The sequence below is a fragment of the Spiribacter curvatus genome, assembly GCF_000485905.1.
GTDB lineage: Bacteria > Pseudomonadota > Gammaproteobacteria > Nitrococcales > Nitrococcaceae > Spiribacter > Spiribacter curvatus.
Window position 1 is genome coordinate 18,513 of sequence record NC_022664.1, and the last position, 20,904, is coordinate 39,416.

A 20,904-nucleotide genomic window follows, 5' to 3' on the forward strand; every position below is an offset into this window, starting at 1 on the left:
TGGAATGATGCGGATACCCGGACTGCTACAGGGGCTGACAGCCGGGGTGCTGATCGCGCTGCTGCTCGCCAATATCCAGACCGTGACGGCACAGTCGACGGCCAGAGACGATCTGCCGCTGGAGGAGCTGCAGCGTTTCACCGAGGTCTATGAGCGTATCCAGCGTGACTATGTCGAATCGGTCGATGATGAGCGACTGATCCAGAACGCCATTCGCGGCATGCTCTCGGGGCTCGACCCGCACTCGGCCTACCTCGATGAGTCGGCGTATCAGCGGCTCCAGGAGGGGACCCGCGGCGAGTTCGGTGGTCTGGGACTGGAGGTCGGCACCGAGGATGGCCTGATCAAGGTCATCGCGCCCATCGACGGTACGCCGGCGGAGGACGCGGACATCCGGCCCGGTGATCTGATCATGCGTATCGACGGCCAGCCGGTGAAGGGCCTCGACCTGCAGGCGGCGGTGGAGCGCATGCGCGGTGAGACCGGGACATCCGTGACGCTGGGCATTCTCCGCGACGGCGCGGATGGCCCGATCGAGGTCACCCTGGAGCGGGCGGTGATCCAGGTCGACAGCGTCCGCGCCCGGGTGCTCGAGGATCGTTTCGGTTATCTGCGGATCAGCCAGTTCCAGGCCCGGACCGGCGAGGATGTGCTCGAGGCGGTTGATCAGCTCACCCATGAGGTCGGCCCGCTCGACGGGCTGGTGCTGGATCTGCGCAATAATCCCGGTGGCGTGCTCGATGCCGCGGTCGCGGTGACGGATGCCTTCCTCAGCCGCGGCCAGGTCGTTTCCACCAGTGGTCGGATCGAGCGCTCGCGGGATGCGTTTACGGCAACCCCGAACGATACCCTGAACGGCGCGCCGCTGGTGGTGCTGGTGAATGCCGGCTCGGCTTCGGCGGCGGAGATTGTCGCCGGCGCCCTGCAGGATCATCAGCGGGCGGTGATCATGGGTGAGCCCACGTTTGGTAAGGGGTCGGTACAGACGATCCTGCCGCTGCGCAACGGCGATGCGGTCAAGCTCACCACCGCCCGTTATTACACGCCGAGCGGCCGTTCCATCCAGGCCGAGGGTATCCAGCCGGACGTCGAGGTGACCAATCTGCGGGTCAGTGACGTCGAGGGCGATCCGGCCCGGTTGCGCGAGTCGGATCTGCCCCGGCATCTGCGCGCCGATGGCGATGCGGGCGGGTCATCGGCGGATGCGCCGGCGTCTGCGCTGGCCACCGAGGATTATGCCCTCGCCGAGGCGCTGAACCTGCTCAAGGGGCTGACGATCCTCGGCAACTAGTCGTTGCGCGGCCAGGCGGCGATCCAGATCACGACCCCGAGGCTGCCGACGATCCAGCTCACCAGCGGCGCCTCGCCCAGCATGGTGGGGCTGCGACCGTCGAGCGCAGCGACGATGAACGCCGAGACCACCAGCGCCGCGCCGACGCCCGTGGCAAAGCTGCGCCGGCCGCTCTGGCGGATCTCCCGGCGCATGGCGGTGAGCTGGTGCTGCTGTTCGACGAGTTGTGCACGGCTCCGGCCGACCTCGCCGAGGGCCTCGTCGATGCGACGTGGCAGGGTGGGCAGGGTCTCGGCCATGTGGGGGAGTTCCTGCCGGGCCTTTTTGAGGAAGGCACCGGGTCCGACCTGATCGCGCATCCAGCGCTCTAGATAGGGCTTGCCAGTATCCCAGAGATCGAGCTCCGGGTAGAGCTGACGGCCCAGCCCCTCAATCGCCAGCAGCGTTTTCTGGAGCAGTACCAGCTGGGGCTGGATTTCCATATCGAAGCGGCGTCCGGTCTGGAACAGCCGCATGAGGAGCGCACCCAGTGAGATCTCGCCCAGCGGCCGCTCGAAGATGGGCTCGCAGACCGTGCGCATGGCGCTCTCGAACTCATCGATGCGGGTATCCGCCGGCACCCAGCCCGATTCCACATGCAGCTCGGCAACCCGGCGGTAGTCGCGATTGAAGAACGCCATGAAGTTGTCCGCGAGGTAGCGGTGATCGACCGGATTGAGCGAGCCCATGATGCCGAAATCCACGGCCACGTAGCGGGGATTGGCGGGGTCGCGGACATCGACGAAGACGTTGCCGGGGTGCATGTCGGCGTGGAAGAAGCTGTCCCGGAATACCTGCGTGAAAAAGATCTCGGTGCCGCGTTCGGCAAGCACCTTCATGTCGACGCCGGCCCGATGGAGCCCCTCGATGTCGCTGATCTGCAGGCCATGGATGCGCTCCATGACCATCACCCGGCGATGGGTGCCGGACCAGTGAACCTCAGGGACATAGAGCAGATCGGAATCGCGGAAGTTGCGCTTCAGCTGCGTGGCGTTCGCTGCCTCGCGCATCAGATCGAGCTCGTCGTGCAGGGTATTGTCGAATTCGCGGATCACTTCCACCGGCCGCAGACGGAAACCCTCGGACCAGTAGCGCTGGGCGAGCCGCGCGAATAGATACAACACCCCGAGATCGCGGGTGATGGCCTGCTCAATGCCGGGGCGGACGACCTTCACGACCACATCGTGGCCGTCATGCAGCCGGGCCGCGTGTACCTGGGCAATGGAGGCGGAGGCCATCGGCTCGATATCGAAGTGCGCGAACCAGGCATCCACCGGCTGCTGATACTCCGCCTCGATGATGGCGCGTGCCTCCTCACCCGGGAACGGCGGCACACGGTCCTGCAACCGGGCGAGCTCGGCGGCGATATCCGGGGGCAGCAGGTCACGGCGGGTGGAGATGATCTGACCGAACTTCACAAAGATCGGGCCGAGGTCCTCCAGCGCCGTGCGGATCCGCTCGCCCCGCGGGCGCTGACGGCGCTCGAACCAGGTCCAGGGCATGAATACGCGCAGGAAGCGGAATGGCCGGAACCAGCGGGTCGCGAACAGCACCTCGTCGAGGCCATGGCGCAGTAGCACGATATTGATCTGTGCCAGGCGGAGCAGCAGTCGTGCGCGTCGGATCATGACTGCCCCCCGCGGCGCTCGAGGCGTCGCAGTCGGGCGTCGAGGCGATCGACATCCTCGCGGACGTGATCGACGTCCGCCAGAAAGTGCCGTACCTCGATGGCGGTGGGCAGCCAGCGGCGTTCCTCGGTGGCGAGCTCGACGGCGTTGCGCAGCAGGGTGTCGGCACTGCGGCGACTCCAGTGACTGCCCTCACGCAGGCCGGTGGCCATTCGGGCGGCACCCGCCTCGCCGACTAATTGCGCCAGCTGCGCCTCGAGGTCGACATCGAGCTCACTGAACAGCGTGCGCACCTCTTGAATGGTGCCGATATCGCCGCGGAATGAGACATCACGGCTGCGTCGGCCGCGCGACAGGATCAGCCCGGTCAGGCCGGCGAGTGAGGCCTCGAGTACGACATCGCAGTCGTTCATGTCGGTCGCATCATTGATGAGAGTGAGTTCCGCCTCGCTGAACGCGACCCGCAGCGCCACCGCTGGTTCGGTCAGACGCAGTCCCAGCTCGCGGCCGTCAAGCGGCGCGAGGCGCTCGGGTGTGACCGGATCCAGCTGCAGGATCCGGTTGATGCCGGTCTCGATCAGTCCCAGCGGCAGCCACTCAGTAGACATGGCCGTGGTGGAGCGCGACCACCCCTCCGCTCAGATTGATGTAATCGACATCCTCGAAGCCCGCGGTCTCCATCATGGCTTTCAGTGTCTCCTGGTCGGGATGCTGGCGGATCGACTCGGCAAGATAGCGATAGCTGTCGGCGTCCTGCGCCACGAAATGCCCCATCAGCGGCAGCATGCGGAAGGAGTAGAGGTCGTAGACCGGCTGCAGGGGGCGCAGATAGAGCGACGAGAACTCGAGTATGACGACCTGCCCGCCGGGTCGAAGCGCCTCGCGCATGGCCTTCAGCGCCGCCGGGATACGGGTGACGTTGCGCAGGCCGAAGCCGATGCTGATGCGATCGAAGGATCGCGACGGGAACGGCAGCTGCTCGGCATCAGCGATCACATAATCGAGCTGACCGGTGACGCCCTCGTTCAGCAGCCGGTCGCGGCCGGTCTCGAGCATGGCTGGATTAATGTCAGAGACAATGACCTGGCCGGACGGGCCGACCTGCCCGGCCATGCCCTCGGCCAGATCGCCGGTTCCCGCGGCCAGATCCAGGACCCGCTGACCGGGCCGGGCGTTGATCAGGCGCAGAGCCTGGCGCTTCCAGAGTCGATGCAGCCCCACCGACATCAGGTCGTTCATGACGTCGTAGCGGCTGGCCACGGAGCTGAATACCTCGCCCACGCGGCGGGCCTTCTCTGCGACCGGCACCCGTTGATAGCCGAAATGCGTCTCGTCCTGATGGATCGGTTCGGATTCTGTCATGCGCTGTCTCCCGCATCGCGCCGAACACCGGCGGCGGCCAGTGAATCGAGGTAGTCCTGCCAGTAGGCGGCGGCATTCTCGCCCAGGTCATAGAGCAGATCCCAGGAATAGAGACCGGTGTTATGACCGTCGTCAAAATGCAGACGCAGCGCGTACTGTCCCACCGGTTCGATGCGCTCGATACCCACCGCTTCCTTGCCCACCTGCAGGATCGCCTGCCCCGGACCATGGCCGCGCACCTCCGCCGACGGCGAGTGGACCCGGAGATACTCCGCGCCCAGGTCGAAGTGGCAGCCGTCATCGAAGGTGACCGACAGGGTCCGGGACTGACGGTGGAGATGGATCTGCGTGGGGACGCGGCCGGTATCCCGGCGCTCGGGGCGTTTCATGGCGACCTCAGAGGATATAGCGGCTTAGATCTTCGTTACCGGCCAGATCTCCGAGCTGTGCATCCACGTAGTCGGCGTCGATGCTCAGCGTCTCGCCGCTGTGATCGGAGGCGCCGTAGGAAATGGTCTCCAGCAGCCGCTCCATGATCGTATGCAGGCGCCGGGCGCCGATGTTCTCCGTACGGGCGTTGACCTCCCAGGCCACCCGCGCGATGCGGTCGACACCGTCGGGCGTGAAGGTCAGTTCGACGCCCTCGGTGCGCAGCAATGCCTGGTACTGGCGGACCAGGGAGGCATCGGGCTCGGTGAGGATGCAGACAAAGTCCTCCACCGCCAGCGATCCCAGCTCGACGCGGATCGGCAGTCGACCCTGCAGCTCCGGGATCAGATCCGAGGGCTTGGAGACGTGGAATGCCCCCGAGGCAATGAACAGGATATGGTCGGTGTTCACCATGCCGTGGCGCGTCGACACGGTGCTGCCCTCGATCAGCGGCAGCAGATCACGCTGGACACCCTCGCGCGAGACGTCACCGCCACCGCTCTGTTCGGCCTGGCGGGCGACCTTGTCGAGCTCGTCGATGAAGACGATACCGCTCTGCTCAACCGCGTCGATGGCCTTCTGCTTGATCTCTTCTTCGTTGATCAGTTTAGCGGCCTCTTCCTCGCGCAGGACCTTCCAGGCATCGGCGATGCGGGTGCGCTGACGCTCGCTGCGGGCGTTGCCCATATTCTGGAACATGCCCTGGAGCTGGCTGGTGAGCTGCTCCATGCCGGGCGGTGCCATGATGTCCATGCCCGACTGCTGGCCGCGGATGTCGATCTCGATCTCGCGGTCGTCGAGCTCGCCCTCACGCAGTTTCTTGCGCATCTTCTGCCGGGTACTGTCCTGGCTGCGCTCGTCACTCCCGCCATTCTCGCTGCTCCGGGCCTGGGGCAGCAGGGCATCGAGGATGCGCTCCTCGGCTGCATCGTCGGCGCGACCCGACTGGCGGGCCATTTCCTGCTCGCGGATCATCCGCATCGCGTTGTCGGTCAGATCCCGGACCACCGATTCCACATCGCGGCCGACATAGCCGACCTCGGTGAACTTGGTGGCCTCGATCTTGATGAACGGAGCGTTCGCCAGCCGCGCCAGCCGCCGGGCGATCTCGGTCTTGCCGACACCGGTGGGACCGATCATGAGGATGTTCTTGGGTGTGATCTCGGGCTGCAGCCCGGTATCCACCTGCAGGCGCCGCCAGCGGTTGCGCAGGGCGTTGGCGACGGCCCGTTTGGCGTCGCCCTGGCCAATGATGTGCTTGTCCAGTTCCTGGACGATTTCGCGGGGGGTCATCTCGCTCATCAGGCTTTCCCGTCACCGAGGGTTTCGATGGTCAGCGTATGGTTGGTGTAGATGCAGATGTCGGCTGCAATGCCCAGCGACCGTTCGACAATCGTGCCGGCGTCCAGATCCGTGTCCGCGACCAGTGCCTGGGCGGCCGCCTGGGCGAAGCCCGACCCCGAACCGATCGCCATCAGTGACTGCTCCGGTTCGACGACGTCGCCATTGCCGGAGATCATCAGAAGACTGTCTTCGTCGGCCACCATCAGCAGCGCCTCCAGACGCCGCAGGGCGCGGTCCGAGCGCCAGTCCTTGGCCATCTCCACCGCGGCGCGGGTCAGCTGACCGCCGTGGCGCTCGAGCTGGCTCTCGAAGCGCTCGAAGAGCGTGAACGCATCCGCCGTTCCGCCGGCGAATCCGGCCAGTACCCGATCGTGGTAGAGGCGCCGGACCTTGCGGGCGTTGCCCTTCATGACCGTGTTGCCAAGGGTGACCTGGCCGTCGCCACCGACGGCGACCTGGCCGCCGCGACGCACCGCCAGAATGGTGGTGCCATCAAACTGCTGCAAGACTGCTCTCCGGGGGTTGCTGGATACGCATTGATGATCCGCCAATGGTAACGCAGGCGGACCGACGAGGGTTATTTTCGTCGGGCGCGGGGGTGCGCCCGGTCATAAACCTCGGCGAGGTGCTGGAAATCGAGGTGCGTGTAGATCTGCGTGGTGCCGATGTCGGCATGACCGAGCAGCTCCTGGACGGCACGCAGGTCACCGCTCGACTCCAGTAGATGCGTGGCGAAGGCATGCCGGAGGGTATGCGGGTGAACCGGCCGGTCCAGACCCTGCAGCTGCGCCAATTGGTTGAGCCGGGCCTGAATGGCTCGATGTGAGAGGCGCCGGCCGCGTCGGCTCACGAACAGTGCGGGTTCCTCGGCGGCGGCGACGGTATCGCGGACCGCGACCCATTCGCCCACTGCCTCGCGGGCCTTGCGACCCACCGGGACGATCCGCGTCCTTGCCCCCTTGCCGAGCACGCGCAGCTCCCGCGGCTCGCGACCGGTGTCATCGAGGTTGAGCGCCGCCACCTCGGCGAGCCGTAGCCCGGCACCATAGATAAGCTCGAAGATCGCCCGGTCGCGGCGCCGCAGCGGGTCGGCCTGATCCGTCGGCCGGTCCGGCGGATCCAGCAGCTGTGCCGTGGCGTCCACATCGAGCGTAGCGGGCAGCGTTTGTTTCGCCCGTGGTGCCTGGATGTCTGCGGTCGGATCGGTATCGAGGCGGGCCTCGCGCTGCAGATAGCGATACAGGCCACGGGCGGCGGAGAGCTGGCGCTGCAGCGAGCGGGGGGACAGGCCACGGCGATGGCACTGACTGATCCACGCCCGAATGTGATCACCCCGGACCTGCGCCCAGTCATTGATATCAATGGCTTCGAGATGCTGGCCGAGGTCGGACAGGTCACGGGCGTAGTGCTGCCGCGTCAGCGCCGCCAGCCGCCGTTCATCGCGCAGATGGGTGAGGTAGCGATCAATATCCGCCCACAGTGGCGGGCGCGACGTCACCGCTACTCCCCGACGCTCGACCGGCGCAGGACCCTGGCCGCCAGCGCGCCCAGCTGGCCGAGGAAGATCGTGCCCTGCTCACCGTGGTAGCGGTCGGCGTCGCGACTGCCGATGGCAATGAACCCGCGGACCGGCGGTTCGTCCATCGGGATCACTGCCACTGATCCGAGGCCATCCGCCTGATCACCGAAGATCAGCCCGCGGTGCTCGGCATCCAGCGCACCCAGTACCGGCTGATCACCCGGGAAGGTGTCCTCGAGCTGCTGCGCGCGGGGGTCGTCCGGCGCCAGAACCGGCGCACCCGCGGCGCCCAGGGACTCGCCAATGAGGATGACCTCCACCACGTCGGCGCGGAAGTCGTGACGCAGGCCGTCGCGGATCGCCATCAGGACGCTGTCGAGATCATTGGCGGCGAGCAGCTCGAGGGTGAAGCGATGGATCTGCTCGACGAGTCGATCATTGTCGCGGGCCACCTGGAGGAGTTGATCCAGTCGCTCGGCGAGGGCGTGGTTCTCCTCGCGCAGGATCGATACCTGGTATTCGATCAGCGAGGTCACGCCACCGGTTGGATGGGGGACGTCGATCTGGCCGACAAGATCCGGGTGCCGTTGCAGCAGCTCGGGATGCGCGCGCAGGTAATCCAGCACCGCCTGTTCGTCGATCGGGTGCTCCGGCGTTGCTGATTCGCCCGTCTGACCGCTCATGTCGCTCCCGTTACCAGTCTGCCCTCGAATACGGTCTCGGCCGGGCCGGTCATCCAGACCGGCTGACCCTCGCCCTGCCAGTGTATCACCAGCTCGCCGCCGGTCAGGGCCAGGGTGACGGTGGGATCGAACCAGTCGTTGAGCATACCGGCGACCGCCGCCGCGCATGCCCCGGTACCACAGGCCGGTGTCTCACCAACGCCGCGCTCGTAGACGCGGAGATCGCCCCGGTCGCGGCTGAGCACCGCGAGAAAGCCGGCATTGACGCGGTTGGGAAAGCGCGGATGAGATTCGAGCCGGGGACCGAGCGTGGCCACCGGCGCCGTCTCGATATCATCAACCCGCAGGATTGCATGGGGGTTGCCCATCGACACGGCGGCGATTTCATAGGCCGTCCCGGCAACGGTCAGCTCATAGCCCACCCGACGGCTCGTGGCCTTGAAGGGGATGGCCGCCGGATCGAGGACCGGTGGCCCCATGTCAACGCGGACCTGGTCGTCGTCCACCCGCTCGACCCGGGTCAGGCCGGCGTCGGTCTCGAGGGTGACGTGATCGGCCCGGTGCAGTCCCTGATCGTGCAGGAACCGGGCCAGGCAGCGGACGCCGTTGCCACAGTGCTCCACTTCCTGACCGTCGGCGTTCCAGATCCGGTATCGGAAGTCGGCCGCGGAGTGACGCGCGGTCTCGGCGACCAGAACCTGGTCGCAGCCGATGCCATAGCGCCGGTCGGCGATATGCCGGATCCATGCCGGCGTCGGATCCAGGGACTGGTTGACCGCGTCAAAGACGACGAAATCGTTGCCTAGTCCCTGCATTTTGGTGAAGGCGAGGGTCATGGCGTATCCAGCAGGTGCTCTCCCTGCCAGAGGGCCTCGAGCGATTCGCGCTCGCGAATGAGATGGACACGGTCGCCGTCCACGAGGACCTCGGCGGGCCGTGGACGGGCGTTGTACTGCGAGGCCATCACAAAGCCATAGGCGCCGGTCGCGTGAATCGCCAGCAGCGTCCCGGGGACGAGGGCCAGGGAGCGCTCGCGGCCGAGGGTGTCGGCACTCTCGCAGACGGGGCCGACGACATCGTAGAGCCGTGCCTCGGCGTCCACCGGTTCAGCGGTCTCGATGCCCTGCCAGGCGTTGTAGAGCGCTGGGCGCAACAGATCCGTCATGGCCGCATCGACGATGGCGAAGTCGCGATGCCCGGGCTTGAGGTATTCCACTCGGGTCAACAGTAGCCCCGCCTCACCGACGAGCGCCCGGCCAGGCTCCATGAGCAGCGTCTGCCGCCGGCCGGCGAGCAGCGGGCCCAACCGCTCCGCCAGTGCCGCCGGGGTGGGCGGGGTCTCGTCGTCGTAGCGGATGCCCAGCCCGCCGCCGATATCGAGATGCGCCAGATGGATGCCAGCGGCCTCAAGCCGGTCGACCAGCGCCAGACTGCGCGACAGGGCATCCGCCAGCGGTTCGAGCTCGGTGAGCTGGGAGCCGATATGGAAGTCCATCCCCGAAACGCTGATCCCGGGCATGGCCGCCGCCCGGTGGTAGAGGGCCTCGGCGCCGTGGATATCGATGCCGAACTTATTCTCCTTCAGCCCAGTAGAGATGTAGGGATGCGTCCGGGCATCGACATCCGGATTGACCCGCAGCGACACCGGTGCGGTCTGGCCGGTGCGCGAGGCAACCGCGTTGATGCGCTCGAGCTCGGCTTCCGACTCGATGTTGAATGCGAGGATGCCCGCGGACAGTCCCTGCTCGATTTCCGCCTCGGTCTTGCCGACGCCAGAGAACACGACCTTGCCCGGATCGCCCCCGGCCCGCATGACCCGGGCGAGTTCGCCGCCGGAGACGATATCGAAACCGCTGCCAAGCCGTGCGAGCAGCTGGAGAATGGCGAGACTGCCGTTGGCTTTCACGGCATAGCAGATCTGGTGGTCGAACGCCGCGAAGGCCTGGTCATAGGCCCGCCATGCCGATTCGATGGCGGCGCGCGAGTAAACATACAGGGGCGTCCCGAAACGCTCGGCGAGCATCGGTGCGGGGCAGTCCTCGATGGTCAGGGTGCCGTCGTCTCGCTTCATCACGGCGTCTCTCCCTCGCTGCGCTCAGCGCCGCCGGCATCAGGCAGGTAGAGATCGCCCTTGACGCCACAGCCGGTGAGCAGGATTAGCGTGATGAGTGCCAGAAAGGGCAGGATACGTTGGGTCATGCAGACTCGGCGTTTCATGTGGAACGTCAGTATAAACAGAGGAAAGAGACGATGGTCGAGCAGCAGCAGCTGGAAACCGTGGAAACCGGCGCTCAGGATGCCCAATACAGTGTGATCTGGCTCCACGGACTGGGCGCCAGTGGCCACGACTTCGAGCCGATTGTCCCGCAGCTGGGGCTGGAGGCGCCGGATACGGTGCGATTCGTCTTCCCGCATGCCCCGGCGCAGCCGGTGACCCTGAACGCCGGGATGGTCATGCCCTCCTGGTACGACATCTACGGATTGGTGCCTGGCACGCCACAGGATGAGCCGGGCCTTGATCGGGCCGCGGGCTGGATCGAGGCACTGATCGAGCGCGAGGCAAGCCGTGGCGTGCCACCCGAGCGGCTGGTGCTGGCCGGTTTTTCGCAGGGCGGGGCGCTCGCCCTGCATACCGGGCTCCGCTATGCCTCCGGCCTGGCCGGGATCATGGGGCTCTCCACCTATCTGCCGCTGGCCGATCACCTCTCTCAGGCCCATGCCGCCGCCAATCGCGATACGCCAGTCTTCCTCGCCCATGGCCATCATGACCCGGTGCTCGCCTATCAACTGGGTACCGACTCCCGGGACGCCCTGGCGGGTCTCGGCTACCCCGTGGAATGGCACGACTACCCTATGGAGCACCAGGTCTGTATGCAGGAGATCAATGACATCGGCGGATGGCTGCGCCGAGTGCTCCCGCGCTAACCGGTCCGGCCGCTGCCGAGCCGCTCCCTGGCAGCGGCCACCTGACGCCGGACCTGGGCCGGTGCCGTCCCGCCGGTGTGGTCGCGCGCCGCCAGCGAGCCATCAAGGGTCAGTACCTCGAAGACATCCTCGCCGATGGCCGTGGAGAAGCCCTGCAGTTCCGTCAGTGACATCTCCGCGAGATCCCGTCCCTCGGCGACGCCATGAGCCACTGCCTTGCCGACGATCGCGTGGGCATCCCGGAAGGCCACGCCCTGGCGTACCAGGTAGTCCGCAAGATCGGTCGCTGTGGCGAACCCCTCGCGGGCGGCGGCCCGCGTCCGGTCGCGGTTGACCGTCAGTGCCGGAACCATGTCAGCGAATGCGCGCAGGCTGTCGCGAAGCGCATCGGCGGCGTCGAACAGCGGTTCCTTGTCTTCCTGGTTGTCACGGTTGTAGGCGAGCGGCTGCCCCTTCATCAGGGTCAGCAGTGCATGCAGGGCGCCATGGACCCGGGCGCTCTTACCGCGCACCAATTCCGCGACATCCGGGTTCTTTTTCTGCGGCATGATCGAACTGCCGGTACAGAACCGATCGGGCAGATCGATAAACCCGGTGAGCGGCGACGCCCAGATCACCAGTTCTTCGGCCATCCGCGACAGATGGGTCATGGTGAGTGCGGCGGCGGAGACGAACTCGATGGCGAAGTCCCGATCCGAGACGGCATCGAGGGAGTTGCGGGTGGGTGCGTCAAAACCCAGCGCCGCACAGGTCTGGTCACGGTCGATGGGGAAGGTCGTGCCGGCCAGGGCCGCCGATCCCAGCGGCATCTGGTTAACGCGTTCGCGCGCATCCCGCAGGCGCGCCTCGTCGCGCACCAGCATTTCGTACCAGGCCAGCATGTGGTGCCCGAAACTCACCGGCTGGGCGACCTGCAGGTGGGTGAAACCGGGCATGACGGTGTCCGCCTCGCGCTCGGCGAGATCGACAAGCCCGCGCTGGAAGCGGCGCAGCAGCGTGATATGGGTGTCGATGACCGTGCGCAGCCACAGACGGATATCGGTGGCGATCTGATCGTTGCGCGAGCGCCCGGTGTGCAGGCGCTTGCCAGCCTCGCCGATGCGCTCGGTCAGCCGCGCCTCGATGTTCATATGGACATCCTCGAGGGCCGGATCCCAGGGAAAGCCGCCCGCCTCGATCTCCGCTTCAATCGCATCCAGGCCGGCGTCGATCGCCGCTGCATCGTCGGCACTGATCACGCCGCAGTCGGCGAGCATCCGGGCATGGGCGCGGGAGCCGCGTATATCCTCCTGATAGAGGCGTCGGTCGTAGTGTTCGGAGGCGCTGAAGGCCGCCACGAAGGCGTCCGTGGCTTCGGTGAAGCGCCCGCTCCAGAGACCCTTGGCGTCAGACTCGCTCATGCCCATGCATCCCGTTCGAATGAGCGCGGCATTATAGCAGCCGGTCGGCCGAATGCGCCGGATGCCCGGTCTGTGAACCGGTTGGCGGTGTCCGTTGCCGGGCTTTTGCATGCTCGACCCTCCATTCGATGACGCCCCAGGAGGGAATAGCAATGATGAAGATCGTGATTGCCTGCGAGCAGCCCGCACTGCGACAGCGACTGGCGGGGCTGGCGGCGACCAGCGCCGGGTGCTGTGTGGCGGCCGTCCTCGAGACACCCGCCGAGGCACCGGTCAGCCATGGTCGTGATCCAGTGGACGTGGTGGTGCTCGGTGTGCGTGACGAGACCCACCTCGCCGTCGCGGTGGCGCTCGCCAATACCACCCCGGCGCCGGCGATTCTGCTGGCCAGTGAGCTCGCCGATCCGATCGTACCGCGGCTTGAGGAAAGCGGTGTGGACTATGTCGTTGACACCGCTCAGCCGACCCGTTTCGCCGCCGCCCTGCAGGCGGCACGCCCGCTGGGGGCGGGTCAGATCGCGCGGCTCCAGGCCCCTGGCGCCGGGGATGAGCGCCGCCATATCCTCTGCCGGCGGCGCAATGGCCTCAGCCTGATCCCGGTGGATGACGTGCGCTGCTTCGTGGCCGATCACAAGTACGTCACGGTCCAGCATGACGATGGCGAGGATCTGATCGAGGAGTCCCTGTGTCGCCTTGAGGCCGAGTTCGGTCCGCGCTTCCTGCGCGTGCATCGCAGTGCGCTGGTGGCCCGCGATGCACTCCGTGGACTGGAGAAGGATCTCGATGGTCAGACGCGGGCGCTGGTCGATGGCAGTGATGATCCGCTGCCGGTCAGCCGGCGCCGTCTGCCCACCGTCCGACGCTGGATCAGGACGGCCGCCACACCGGGCTGATGGTTTGCCTCACGGCCGTCAGGCGGTATCGTTGCAGCTCATCGCAACTGGCCGTCACGGTCGTTTTCAGGCATCCGCATTCATGTCCATCACGCACCTCCGCATCGCCACCCGCCGCAGTCCGCTTGCCGTCTGGCAGGCTGAACATGTCGCTGACCGTCTGCGGGCGCGATACCCGGATCTGAACGTCGAACTGGTGCGCCTTTCAACGCGGGGCGATGAGATCACCGATCGCCCGCTGATGGCGGTGGGCGGCAAGGCGCTGTTCGTCAAGGCACTCGAGGAGGGAATGCTCGCCGGCAAGGCCGATATCGCCGTTCACTCCATGAAGGATGTCCCCGCGGTCGTGCCAGAGGCGTTCCGCCTGCCGGTCATCCTCGCGCGCGAGGATCCTTTCGATGCGGTGGTTTCACGGCGCTATACGGATATCGCCGAGCTCCCTGTGGGTGGCTGTGTAGGCACGGCCAGCCTGCGCCGCGAGTGCCAGATCCGCGCTCGGCGACCGGATCTGGCGGTAGAGTCGCTGCGCGGCAATGTGCAGACCCGCCTGGGCAAACTCGATGCGGGGCAATTCGACGCCATTGTACTGGCGGCATCCGGATTGCGGCGGCTGGGCATGGCCGAACAGATCACCCGGGTGATGCCGCCGGAGGAGAGCCTGCCGGCGGTGGGCCAGGGGGCACTGGGGATCGAGTGCCGAGCCGACGACCCCGAGGTGGCGGCGCTGATCCAGGGGCTCGACGATACCGATACCCACGATCGGGTCGCGGCGGAACGGGCGGTCAATTCGCGTCTCGAGGGAAGCTGCCATGTGCCGCTGGCCGCCTATGCACAGCTCGAGGGCGATGAGCTCTGGCTCAGGGGGCTGGTGGCGAGTCGCGATGGGCGCCGCGTCCTGCGGGCCGAGGGCCGCTCGCCACGCTCGGCGGGGCCGGCGCTGGGGCATGCCGTCGCCGAGGACCTGCTTGCTCAGGGGGCCGGCGAAATCCTCGCCGAAATCGAGTGACTGAGCGCGGCGCCCTCGCCGGTCGACGTATTCTGGTGACCCGCCCCGCCGATCAGGCCGAGGGGCTGATCCGCTGCCTTGAGGCCGCCGGTGCGATGGTGCTGCATCGGCCGACCCTTCGCATTGTCGCGCTGGCGCCTGCCACTGAGGGCTTTCCGACACAGCCCGACTGGCTTGTCTTTACCAGTCCGAACGCCGTTCGTTACGGGCTTGAGTGGCTGCCGGCAGCGATGTGGCAGGGCGCCCGCATCGCCGCTGTCGGACCCGGTACCGCAGCGGCCATCGAGGAGCGCGGTGGCGCCGTCGACGTGGCGCCCCGTATCGGTGGCGGCGCGGATGCCCTGCTTGCCGAAACCGCCTTCGATCCCCGTGACGGTGCGTGTGTATTGATCATCCGCGGTGAGGGGGGGCGCCGCCGGCTGCCGGCCGTGCTCCGCGCCCGCGGGGCGGATGTCCGGGAAGGGATGGTCTACCGACGGGTCCATGCGGCGAGTCAACTCGACATCCCGCGGGAGTGGCAGGCGCAGCCGCTTGACTGCACAATTGTGACAAGCCGGAGTGGTCTGTCCGGTCTACTCGGCATGGCGGGCGAACCCGCGCTAGAGTGGATCGCCAAAAGCAGGCTGGTCACCGTGAGTGAGCGGATCGCGACGGCCGTGACCACCGCCGGATTCGAACCGCCGGCCGTCGCCACCGGTGCGGACGATCTGGCCATTACACGTGCGGTGTGTGCCGCGCTGCAGAGAGAGAGCGATGAGCAAGACAGATAAGGACACGGATAACGCCCTCGAGACCACGTCGCCCGGCAGAAAGGGCAGCGGCGGCACCGCCAACGGGAAGGGCGATGGCGAGGCGGCCGCGACGCCATCGGCGGGCCGCACTCCGGGTCGGCTGGCATTGGCCATCGCTATTCTGGTCCTGCTGCTGAGTGCCGCCGGTGGCGCCTATCTCTACTGGCAGATGCAGCAGCTCACTGAGGCTCAGGCCAACCTGGCGACGCAGCGTGACCTCGAGGCGCTGGCTGACAATCAGCAGGCAATGGCCGGTGAGCTCAATGGCCGCATCACCAACCTCAACGAACAGCTCGAGTCCCGCCTGCAGTCCCTGGCCCAACTCGAGAACCGCATGGCCGATCAGGTGACCGCCCGCAACGAACTGGCCGATCGGGTCGATCAGCTCTATCGGCGCATGAATTCCGAGACCGACGACTGGCGGATCGCTGAGGCCGGCTACCTGGCCCGGATGGCGGTCCATCGGTTGCAGTTCAACGGCGATGTCCCGGGTGCGCTCGAGGCGCTTGAGGCCGCCGACATACTCCTCTCCGGACTGGGCGGCGTTGGGATCGACCGGCGCGAAGCGATTGGCGAGGCCGTCGATCAGCTGCTGGACGTCGATCGGGTCGACCTCGTCATCGTGAATCGCGGGCTTGACCGGGTTGCCGATCAGCTTGGTTCGCTGCCGCTCGCGGCGGGCATCAAGCGCTTCGAGGCGGCCGATACCGCGACAGCGGCGGGCGATGAGCCGCCGGACGGTGGCTGGCGCCAGCGTCTGGATCGGGCCGGCGACCGCCTGATGGCGGGGCTTGGGGAGTTGGTGACGGTCAGCCGCGACCGTCAGGTCGAGCCATTGCCGGAACCGGAATCCCGGTTCCTGCTCCAGCAGAACCTTCGCCTGCAGATCGAATCGGCACGACTCGCCGCGCTGCGGGGCGAACCGCAGACCTACACCAATGCCCTTCAGCGCGTGAATGACTGGATCGGCGCCTATTTCGACACCGGTGCCGACAGCGTGACCGACGTCCAGAATCGGCTCGCCGAGCTCATGGATGAGACGGTCCGGGTCGAGCGGCCGCCGATCGGTGAAACGCTGGCGCCGGTCCTCAATGATGGTGGTCGATCATGATCCGCCGGCTCATCATCTTCGTTGTCCTGCTGCTGGCGAGTGTGCTGGCGGCCCAGTGGTTCGCCAACGAGGGCGGATTCCTGATGGTCCGCGTGGGCGAATGGACCATTCAGACCAGCCTGTTCGTGGCGGTGCTCGCGTTCATCGCTCTCTGGGCGCTGGTGACCCTGGTATTCGGGCTGCTGCGGCGGACCGCCCAGGCGCCGGCCCAGGTCCGTAATCGGCTGGCGAGCCGGCGCATACGCAAGGCGCAGCGCGAGCTGATCGATGGTCTGATCGAGCTGGCGGAGGGTCGCTATGCCCAGGCGGAGCGCCACCTGCAGAGTACCAGCCGGATCTCGGATCAGCCCTTGATGCATCACCTGCTGGCGGCCATCGCCGCGCAGCGTCGGGGTGAATGGCAGCGTCGCGACGATCTGCTTGCCGAGGCGGACGCCGCCAATCCCCGGGCGCGACTCGCGGTGGGCCTCCTGCAGGCGCAGTTGCAGGTTGATGCCGAGCAGTGGGAGCAGGCGCTCGCAACCCTGGGTTGGTTGCGGGAGAAGGCGCCACGCAACCATCGGGTGCTGATGCTACTGGCGCGCTCCATGCGGGCGGTGGAGGACTATGCCGGGCTACTCGATCTGCTGCCCGACCTGCGCCGTGAGCAGTCGCTCCCCAGTGCGGAACTGACCGCGATCGAACAGCGCGCGCTGGATGAGCAGATCGGCAAGCTCGGTGCGTCGGCGAACGCCGACAGCCTGGGTCGTATCTGGAAGTCACTGCCTAAGGGCCGGCGCCGCGATCCAGCGCTTCAGGCGCGCTACGCCCGGGCGCTGATCGACGCCGACTGCCCGGTGACCGCCGAGCGGCAACTACGGGGCTGGTTACGCCAGCGCTGGGAGCCCACGCTGGTGGCGGTCTATGGCGAGTTGCCACTGGACCCGGAGCGCGTCTATCACCGCTTGACCTCGTGGCTTGGCGAGCGGCCGGAAGATCCGGCGCTACTCTATGCGGCGGCCCGGCAGGCCGCGCGTTGCGAGCGCTGGGGAGCGGCCCGGAACCACCTCGAAACGGCCGTGGCACGGGGTAACGACCCGGCAATGGCGCGCATGCTCGCGGAGCTCTATGAGCGCCTTGGCGAGCATGACCGGGCGCGGCAGACCTATCGCCAGGCGCTGGGCCTCGATCCGATCGGCAACAGCCTGCCGCGTATGGATGCCGCGGCTGACTAGGCGCGGAGGATGATCGATCCGGTGCTCTGACGCGATGCCAGTCGCTGGTGGGCAGCGGCAGCCTCGCCGAGGGGCCACTCGCTGTCGATGCGCACCCGCAGCCGGTCAGCCGCCACCATCGCGAACAGCGCCTCGGCGGCGGACTGCAGTTCCGCGGCGGTCCCGATGTAGTCGAACAGCGAGGGACGGGTCAGGAACAGCGACCCGCCGGCGGCCAGTTGACCCACGGCTATCGCCGGCGGCGCACCGGATGACTGGCCAAAGCTGACCAGCAGGCCCCGCTTCGCCAGACTGGCGAGGGATGCGGTCAGCGTGTCGGCACCCACGGAGTCATAGGCCACCCGCACGCCTGCGCCATCGGTGATTGCCCGGACCCGTGCGGCGATATCCTCATCCCGGTAGAGAATCGGATGATCGCAGCCGTTGGCGCGCGCCAGCTCGGCCTTCTCCGGGCTCCCGACGGTGCCGATCACGGTCGCCCCGAGTGACTGTGCCCACTGACAGAGCAGCAGCCCGACCCCCCCGGCCGCGGCATGGATCAGTACCCGATCGCCCGGCTGGACGGCGCAGACCCGCTGCAGGAGCATGTGCGCGGTCAGTCCCTTGAGCATCATCGCCGCGGCCTGTCCGCTGCTGACCGCCGCTGGCAGGGCCACGACCCGGTCGGCGGCGATGACCCGGTCGGTGGCATAGGCGCCCGGCGGTCCGCCCACGTATGCGACCTGCTGTCCCGCGGTCAGTCCCGTGACGCCCTCGCCGACGGCCATGACCTCACCAGCGGCCTCCAGACCTGGGGTGAAGGGCATGCTGGCGGGCGAATAGAGACCGGTACGAAAGTAGATATCGATGTAATTGACACCGATATGCGTCTGCCGGATGCGGACCTCGCCGGGTCCTGGTGTGGCGGCTGGCACGCTGGCCAGCTGGAGCTGTTCGGGGCCGCCAAATGCTTCGATACGAATCGCGTCGGTCATGATGGACTCCCGTCCTTGTCGGCAACCATCCCCGCTTCTACGCCGGCGAGGGCGGTGAGATTGACCACGCCCCGCACGGTCACGGAGGGCGTGAGGATATGCGCCGGCTTCGCCATTCCCAGCATGATCGGGCCGATGGATACCGCATCGGTCACCGTCTTGAGCAGGTTAAAGGCGATATTCGCGGCGTCCAGCGTCGGCATGATCAGCAGGTTCGCTTCACCCTCGAGGCGGGAATTGGGGAAGATCCGCCGCCGGATGTCCTCGTTCAGCGCGGCATCACCATGCATCTCGCCCTCGACCTCCAGAGAGGGGTCGCGGGCCTCGACCTGGCGCAGCGCCTCACGCATCTTCATCGCCTCGGCATCGTTGGAGGTGCCGAAGTTGCTGTGCGAGAGCATCGCCACCTTGGGCACCATGCCGAAGCGGCGGATCTCGTCGGCTGCCAGGGTGGTCATCTCAGCGATCTGCTCGGCACTCGGGTGGTGATTGACGTAGGTATCGCAGAGGAAAAGCGTACCCTTGGGTGTGATGATCGCGTTCATGGCGGCGAGGTCCCGCACGCCCTCGCGCTTACCGATCACCTCGGTGACATAGTCGAGCTGGCGGTGGTATTTCCCCACCGCACCGGAGAGCATGGCATCGGCCTCGCCGCGGTGGACCATCAGCGAGGCGATCACGGTGTTGCGGGTCCGCACGATCTGCCGGGCCCGGTCCGGGGTCACGCCGCGGCGCTCCATCAGCGAGTGGTAGAGCTGCCAGTAGGCCTTGAAGCGCGGATCGTCCTCGGGGTCCACCAGCTCGAAATCCTCATCGATGACCAGGCGCAGCCCCAGGCGTTTGATGCGCATCTTCACCACCCGGCGTCGGCCGATGACGATGGGCTTCGCGAGGCCATCATCAACGACCAGCTGCACCGCCTGGAGGATGCGCTCGTCCTCGCCATCGCCATAGGCCACGCGCCGCGGGTTCTGGGTGGCGCGCTCGAAGATGGGCTTCATCAGCAGACCGGACTGGAACACGTAGTTCGACAGCCGGCGCCGGTAGGCGGCGAAGTCGGTGATCGGGCGTGTCGCGACCCCGCTTTCAATGGCCGCCCGGGCCACTTCTGGGGCGATGCGGGTGATCAGACGCGGATCGAAGGGCTTGGGGATCAGGTATTCCGGGCCGAACGACAGGGGCTTGCCACCATAAGCGGCGCGGACCACATCCGATGACTCCATGGTGGCGAGATCAGCAATGGCGCGGACGCAGGCCTTTTTCATCTCGTCATTGATGGTGGTGGCGCCAACATCCAGCGCGCCACGGAAGATGAACGGGAAGCACAGGACGTTGTTGACCTGGTTGGGGTAGTCGGAACGGCCGGTGGAGATGATGGCATCCGATCGGGCGGCGAGTACGTCCTCGGGCCAGATCTCGGGCGTGGGATTGGCGAGGGCCATGATCATCGGCTTGTCGGCCATGCGCTTGACCATATCAGCGCTCAGCACGCCCGGCACCGACAGGCCAAGGAAGATATCCGCGCCATCGATGACCTCGTCCAGGGTGCGGGCGGCGGTATCAGCCGCGTACAGGCCCTTGCGCTCGTCCATGTCCTCGGTGCGGCCCTGATAGATCACGCCCTGACGATCCGTGACGACGATATTCGCCGGGTCGAGCCCCATCGATACCAGCAGATCCAGGCAGGCGACCGCGGCGGCGCCGGCCCCGGAGGTGACGAGCTTTATGTCCTCGAAGCGCTTGCCGACCAGTCGCAGGCCGTTGTAGATCGCTGCGGCGGCGGTGATCGCGGTGCCATGCTGGTCGTCGTGGAAGACAGGGATGCTCATCCGCTCGCGGAGCTTTTCCTCGACCTCGAAGCACTCCGGTGCCTTGATGTCCTCGAGATTGATCGCGCCGAAGGTGGGTTCGAGCCGGGCGATGGTCTCCACCAGTTGATCGGCATCGTTCTCGTCGATCTCGATATCGAAGACATCGATGCCGGCGAATTTCTTGAACAGGACCCCCTTGCCTTCCATGACCGGTTTCGAGGCCAGTGGACCGATGGCGCCCAGACCGAGGACCGCCGTGCCGTTGGTGATGACACCGACCAGGTTGCCGCGGGCGGTTACATTGGCGGCTTCACGCTCGTTATCGACGATCAGTTCGCAGGCAGCCGCCACCCCCGGGCTGTAGGCGAGGGCGAGGTCGCGCTGGTTGGCCAGCGGCTTGGTGGGCGTGACCGTGATCTTCCCCGGGATCGGGTTGCGGTGGTAATCGAGCGCGTTCTGCTTGAAGTCCTCAGCCATGATGTCC

General features: G+C 66.8%; 21 protein-coding genes. 7 read left to right on the forward strand and 14 right to left on the reverse strand.

The window, feature by feature from the left end:
- Positions 1-7: 7 nt before the first annotated feature.
- Positions 8-1,291 carry a S41 family peptidase gene (locus SPICUR_RS00085; RefSeq protein WP_148291352.1) on the forward strand — a complete coding sequence of 428 codons (1,284 nt, stop codon included), beginning with the start codon at positions 8-10 and terminating at the stop codon, positions 1,289-1,291.
- On the opposite strand, the gene ubiB is transcribed toward SPICUR_RS00085, so the two are convergent.
- The 11 genes from ubiB to lptM all read right to left on the reverse strand — a co-directional run bounded on the left by ubiB (position 1,288) and on the right by lptM (position 10,494).
- Positions 1,288-2,958, reverse strand: a complete 1,671-nt coding sequence (gene ubiB / locus SPICUR_RS00090; RefSeq protein WP_023364770.1) for a ubiquinone biosynthesis regulatory protein kinase UbiB — start codon at positions 2,956-2,958, stop codon at positions 1,288-1,290. The two genes, SPICUR_RS00085 and ubiB, sit on opposite strands and share 4 nt — an antisense overlap.
- Positions 2,955-3,566 carry a ubiquinone biosynthesis accessory factor UbiJ gene (locus SPICUR_RS00095; protein ID WP_023364772.1) on the reverse strand — a complete coding sequence of 204 codons (612 nt, stop codon included), beginning with the start codon at positions 3,564-3,566 and terminating at the stop codon, positions 2,955-2,957. Before SPICUR_RS00095 ends, ubiB begins: the two co-directional genes overlap by 4 nt.
- Positions 3,556-4,320 (reverse strand): bifunctional demethylmenaquinone methyltransferase/2-methoxy-6-polyprenyl-1,4-benzoquinol methylase UbiE, encoded by a 765-nt coding sequence (ubiE, locus tag SPICUR_RS00100; RefSeq protein ID WP_023364774.1) that lies wholly within the window; start codon positions 4,318-4,320, stop codon positions 3,556-3,558. Before ubiE ends, SPICUR_RS00095 begins: the two co-directional genes overlap by 11 nt.
- Positions 4,317-4,709 carry a gamma-butyrobetaine hydroxylase family protein gene (locus SPICUR_RS00105; protein WP_023364776.1) on the reverse strand — a complete coding sequence of 131 codons (393 nt, stop codon included), beginning with the start codon at positions 4,707-4,709 and terminating at the stop codon, positions 4,317-4,319. Before SPICUR_RS00105 ends, ubiE begins: the two co-directional genes overlap by 4 nt.
- Positions 4,710-4,716: 7 nt before the next feature.
- A complete protein-coding gene (gene hslU, locus SPICUR_RS00110) occupies positions 4,717-6,051 on the reverse strand; it encodes an ATP-dependent protease ATPase subunit HslU (protein ID WP_023364778.1) in 1,335 nt (444 codons plus the stop codon).
- Positions 6,051-6,599 carry an ATP-dependent protease subunit HslV gene (gene hslV / locus SPICUR_RS00115; protein ID WP_023364780.1) on the reverse strand — a complete coding sequence of 183 codons (549 nt, stop codon included), beginning with the start codon at positions 6,597-6,599 and terminating at the stop codon, positions 6,051-6,053. The genes hslU and hslV overlap by 1 nt, the downstream gene beginning before the upstream one ends.
- A 71-nt stretch (positions 6,600-6,670) precedes the next feature.
- Positions 6,671-7,591 carry a tyrosine recombinase XerC gene (xerC, locus tag SPICUR_RS00120; RefSeq protein ID WP_023364782.1) on the reverse strand — a complete coding sequence of 307 codons (921 nt, stop codon included), beginning with the start codon at positions 7,589-7,591 and terminating at the stop codon, positions 6,671-6,673.
- Between the two features lie 2 nt (positions 7,592-7,593).
- Positions 7,594-8,295, reverse strand: a complete 702-nt coding sequence (locus SPICUR_RS00125; RefSeq protein WP_023364784.1) for a DUF484 family protein — start codon at positions 8,293-8,295, stop codon at positions 7,594-7,596.
- Positions 8,292-9,131 (reverse strand): diaminopimelate epimerase, encoded by an 840-nt coding sequence (gene dapF, locus SPICUR_RS00130; RefSeq protein WP_023364786.1) that lies wholly within the window; start codon positions 9,129-9,131, stop codon positions 8,292-8,294. Before dapF ends, SPICUR_RS00125 begins: the two co-directional genes overlap by 4 nt.
- Positions 9,128-10,366, reverse strand: a complete 1,239-nt coding sequence (gene lysA / locus SPICUR_RS00135; RefSeq protein WP_023364788.1) for a diaminopimelate decarboxylase — start codon at positions 10,364-10,366, stop codon at positions 9,128-9,130. The genes dapF and lysA overlap by 4 nt, the downstream gene beginning before the upstream one ends.
- A complete protein-coding gene (gene lptM / locus SPICUR_RS09850; RefSeq protein ID WP_023364791.1) occupies positions 10,366-10,494 on the reverse strand; it encodes an LPS translocon maturation chaperone LptM in 129 nt (42 codons plus the stop codon). Before lptM ends, lysA begins: the two co-directional genes overlap by 1 nt.
- Positions 10,495-10,545: 51 nt before the next feature.
- On the opposite strand from lptM, the gene SPICUR_RS00140 reads away from it, so the two are divergent.
- Positions 10,546-11,220 carry an alpha/beta hydrolase gene (locus SPICUR_RS00140; RefSeq protein WP_023364793.1) on the forward strand — a complete coding sequence of 225 codons (675 nt, stop codon included), beginning with the start codon at positions 10,546-10,548 and terminating at the stop codon, positions 11,218-11,220.
- Here SPICUR_RS00140 and argH read toward each other — a convergent pair.
- On the reverse strand, positions 11,217-12,620 hold the full coding sequence (gene argH / locus SPICUR_RS00145; protein ID WP_041381910.1) for an argininosuccinate lyase: 1,404 nt from the start codon (positions 12,618-12,620) through the stop codon (positions 11,217-11,219). The two genes, SPICUR_RS00140 and argH, sit on opposite strands and share 4 nt — an antisense overlap.
- 152 nt (positions 12,621-12,772) lie before the next feature.
- Here argH and SPICUR_RS00150 point away from each other — a divergent pair, with 152 nt between their 5' ends.
- The 5 genes from SPICUR_RS00150 to SPICUR_RS00170 all read left to right on the forward strand — a co-directional run bounded on the left by SPICUR_RS00150 (position 12,773) and on the right by SPICUR_RS00170 (position 17,635).
- Entirely contained in the window at positions 12,773-13,513 is a 741-nt protein-coding gene (locus SPICUR_RS00150) for a LytR/AlgR family response regulator transcription factor (protein ID WP_023364797.1), read from the forward strand.
- Between the two features lie 82 nt (positions 13,514-13,595).
- Positions 13,596-14,519 carry a hydroxymethylbilane synthase gene (hemC, locus tag SPICUR_RS00155; RefSeq protein WP_023364799.1) on the forward strand — a complete coding sequence of 308 codons (924 nt, stop codon included), beginning with the start codon at positions 13,596-13,598 and terminating at the stop codon, positions 14,517-14,519.
- Positions 14,516-15,289 (forward strand): uroporphyrinogen-III synthase, encoded by a 774-nt coding sequence (locus SPICUR_RS09485; protein ID WP_023364801.1) that lies wholly within the window; start codon positions 14,516-14,518, stop codon positions 15,287-15,289. Before hemC ends, SPICUR_RS09485 begins: the two co-directional genes overlap by 4 nt.
- A complete protein-coding gene (locus SPICUR_RS00165; RefSeq protein ID WP_023364803.1) occupies positions 15,273-16,421 on the forward strand; it encodes a uroporphyrinogen-III C-methyltransferase in 1,149 nt (382 codons plus the stop codon). The genes SPICUR_RS09485 and SPICUR_RS00165 overlap by 17 nt, the downstream gene beginning before the upstream one ends.
- Positions 16,418-17,635 carry a heme biosynthesis HemY N-terminal domain-containing protein gene (locus SPICUR_RS00170; protein WP_023364805.1) on the forward strand — a complete coding sequence of 406 codons (1,218 nt, stop codon included), beginning with the start codon at positions 16,418-16,420 and terminating at the stop codon, positions 17,633-17,635. The genes SPICUR_RS00165 and SPICUR_RS00170 overlap by 4 nt, the downstream gene beginning before the upstream one ends.
- Here SPICUR_RS00170 and SPICUR_RS00175 read toward each other — a convergent pair.
- Positions 17,632-18,609, reverse strand: a complete 978-nt coding sequence (locus SPICUR_RS00175; protein WP_023364807.1) for a quinone oxidoreductase family protein — start codon at positions 18,607-18,609, stop codon at positions 17,632-17,634. The genes SPICUR_RS00170 and SPICUR_RS00175 overlap by 4 nt on opposite strands.
- A complete protein-coding gene (locus tag SPICUR_RS00180) occupies positions 18,606-20,897 on the reverse strand; it encodes an NADP-dependent malic enzyme (RefSeq protein WP_023364809.1) in 2,292 nt (763 codons plus the stop codon). The genes SPICUR_RS00175 and SPICUR_RS00180 overlap by 4 nt, the downstream gene beginning before the upstream one ends.
- Between the last annotated feature and the right edge of the window lie 7 nt (positions 20,898-20,904).

Excerpts from the sequence above, each read along its gene's own strand:
- SPICUR_RS00085 (WP_148291352.1), top strand. The coding sequence starts at position 8 with ATGCGGATACCCGGACTGCTACAGGGGCTGACAGCCGGGGTGCTGATC.
- ubiB (WP_023364770.1), bottom strand. The coding sequence starts at position 2,958 with ATGATCCGACGCGCACGACTGCTGCTCCGCCTGGCACAGATCAATATC.
- SPICUR_RS00095 (WP_023364772.1), bottom strand. The coding sequence starts at position 3,566 with ATGTCTACTGAGTGGCTGCCGCTGGGACTGATCGAGACCGGCATCAAC.
- ubiE (WP_023364774.1), bottom strand. The coding sequence starts at position 4,320 with ATGACAGAATCCGAACCGATCCATCAGGACGAGACGCATTTCGGCTAT.
- SPICUR_RS00105 (WP_023364776.1), bottom strand. The coding sequence starts at position 4,709 with ATGAAACGCCCCGAGCGCCGGGATACCGGCCGCGTCCCCACGCAGATC.
- hslU (WP_023364778.1), bottom strand. The coding sequence starts at position 6,051 with ATGAGCGAGATGACCCCCCGCGAAATCGTCCAGGAACTGGACAAGCAC.
- SPICUR_RS00125 (WP_023364784.1), bottom strand. The coding sequence starts at position 8,295 with ATGAGCGGTCAGACGGGCGAATCAGCAACGCCGGAGCACCCGATCGAC.
- dapF (WP_023364786.1), bottom strand. The coding sequence starts at position 9,131 with ATGACCCTCGCCTTCACCAAAATGCAGGGACTAGGCAACGATTTCGTC.
- lysA (WP_023364788.1), bottom strand. The coding sequence starts at position 10,366 with ATGAAGCGAGACGACGGCACCCTGACCATCGAGGACTGCCCCGCACCG.
- lptM (WP_023364791.1), bottom strand. The coding sequence starts at position 10,494 with ATGACCCAACGTATCCTGCCCTTTCTGGCACTCATCACGCTAATCCTG.
- SPICUR_RS00140 (WP_023364793.1), top strand. The coding sequence starts at position 10,546 with ATGGTCGAGCAGCAGCAGCTGGAAACCGTGGAAACCGGCGCTCAGGAT.
- argH (WP_041381910.1), bottom strand. The coding sequence starts at position 12,620 with ATGAGCGAGTCTGACGCCAAGGGTCTCTGGAGCGGGCGCTTCACCGAA.
- SPICUR_RS00150 (WP_023364797.1), top strand. The coding sequence starts at position 12,773 with ATGATGAAGATCGTGATTGCCTGCGAGCAGCCCGCACTGCGACAGCGA.
- hemC (WP_023364799.1), top strand. The coding sequence starts at position 13,596 with ATGTCCATCACGCACCTCCGCATCGCCACCCGCCGCAGTCCGCTTGCC.
- SPICUR_RS00165 (WP_023364803.1), top strand. The coding sequence starts at position 15,273 with ATGAGCAAGACAGATAAGGACACGGATAACGCCCTCGAGACCACGTCG.
- SPICUR_RS00170 (WP_023364805.1), top strand. The coding sequence starts at position 16,418 with ATGATCCGCCGGCTCATCATCTTCGTTGTCCTGCTGCTGGCGAGTGTG.
- SPICUR_RS00175 (WP_023364807.1), bottom strand. The coding sequence starts at position 18,609 with ATGACCGACGCGATTCGTATCGAAGCATTTGGCGGCCCCGAACAGCTC.
- SPICUR_RS00180 (WP_023364809.1), bottom strand. The coding sequence starts at position 20,897 with ATGGCTGAGGACTTCAAGCAGAACGCGCTCGATTACCACCGCAACCCG.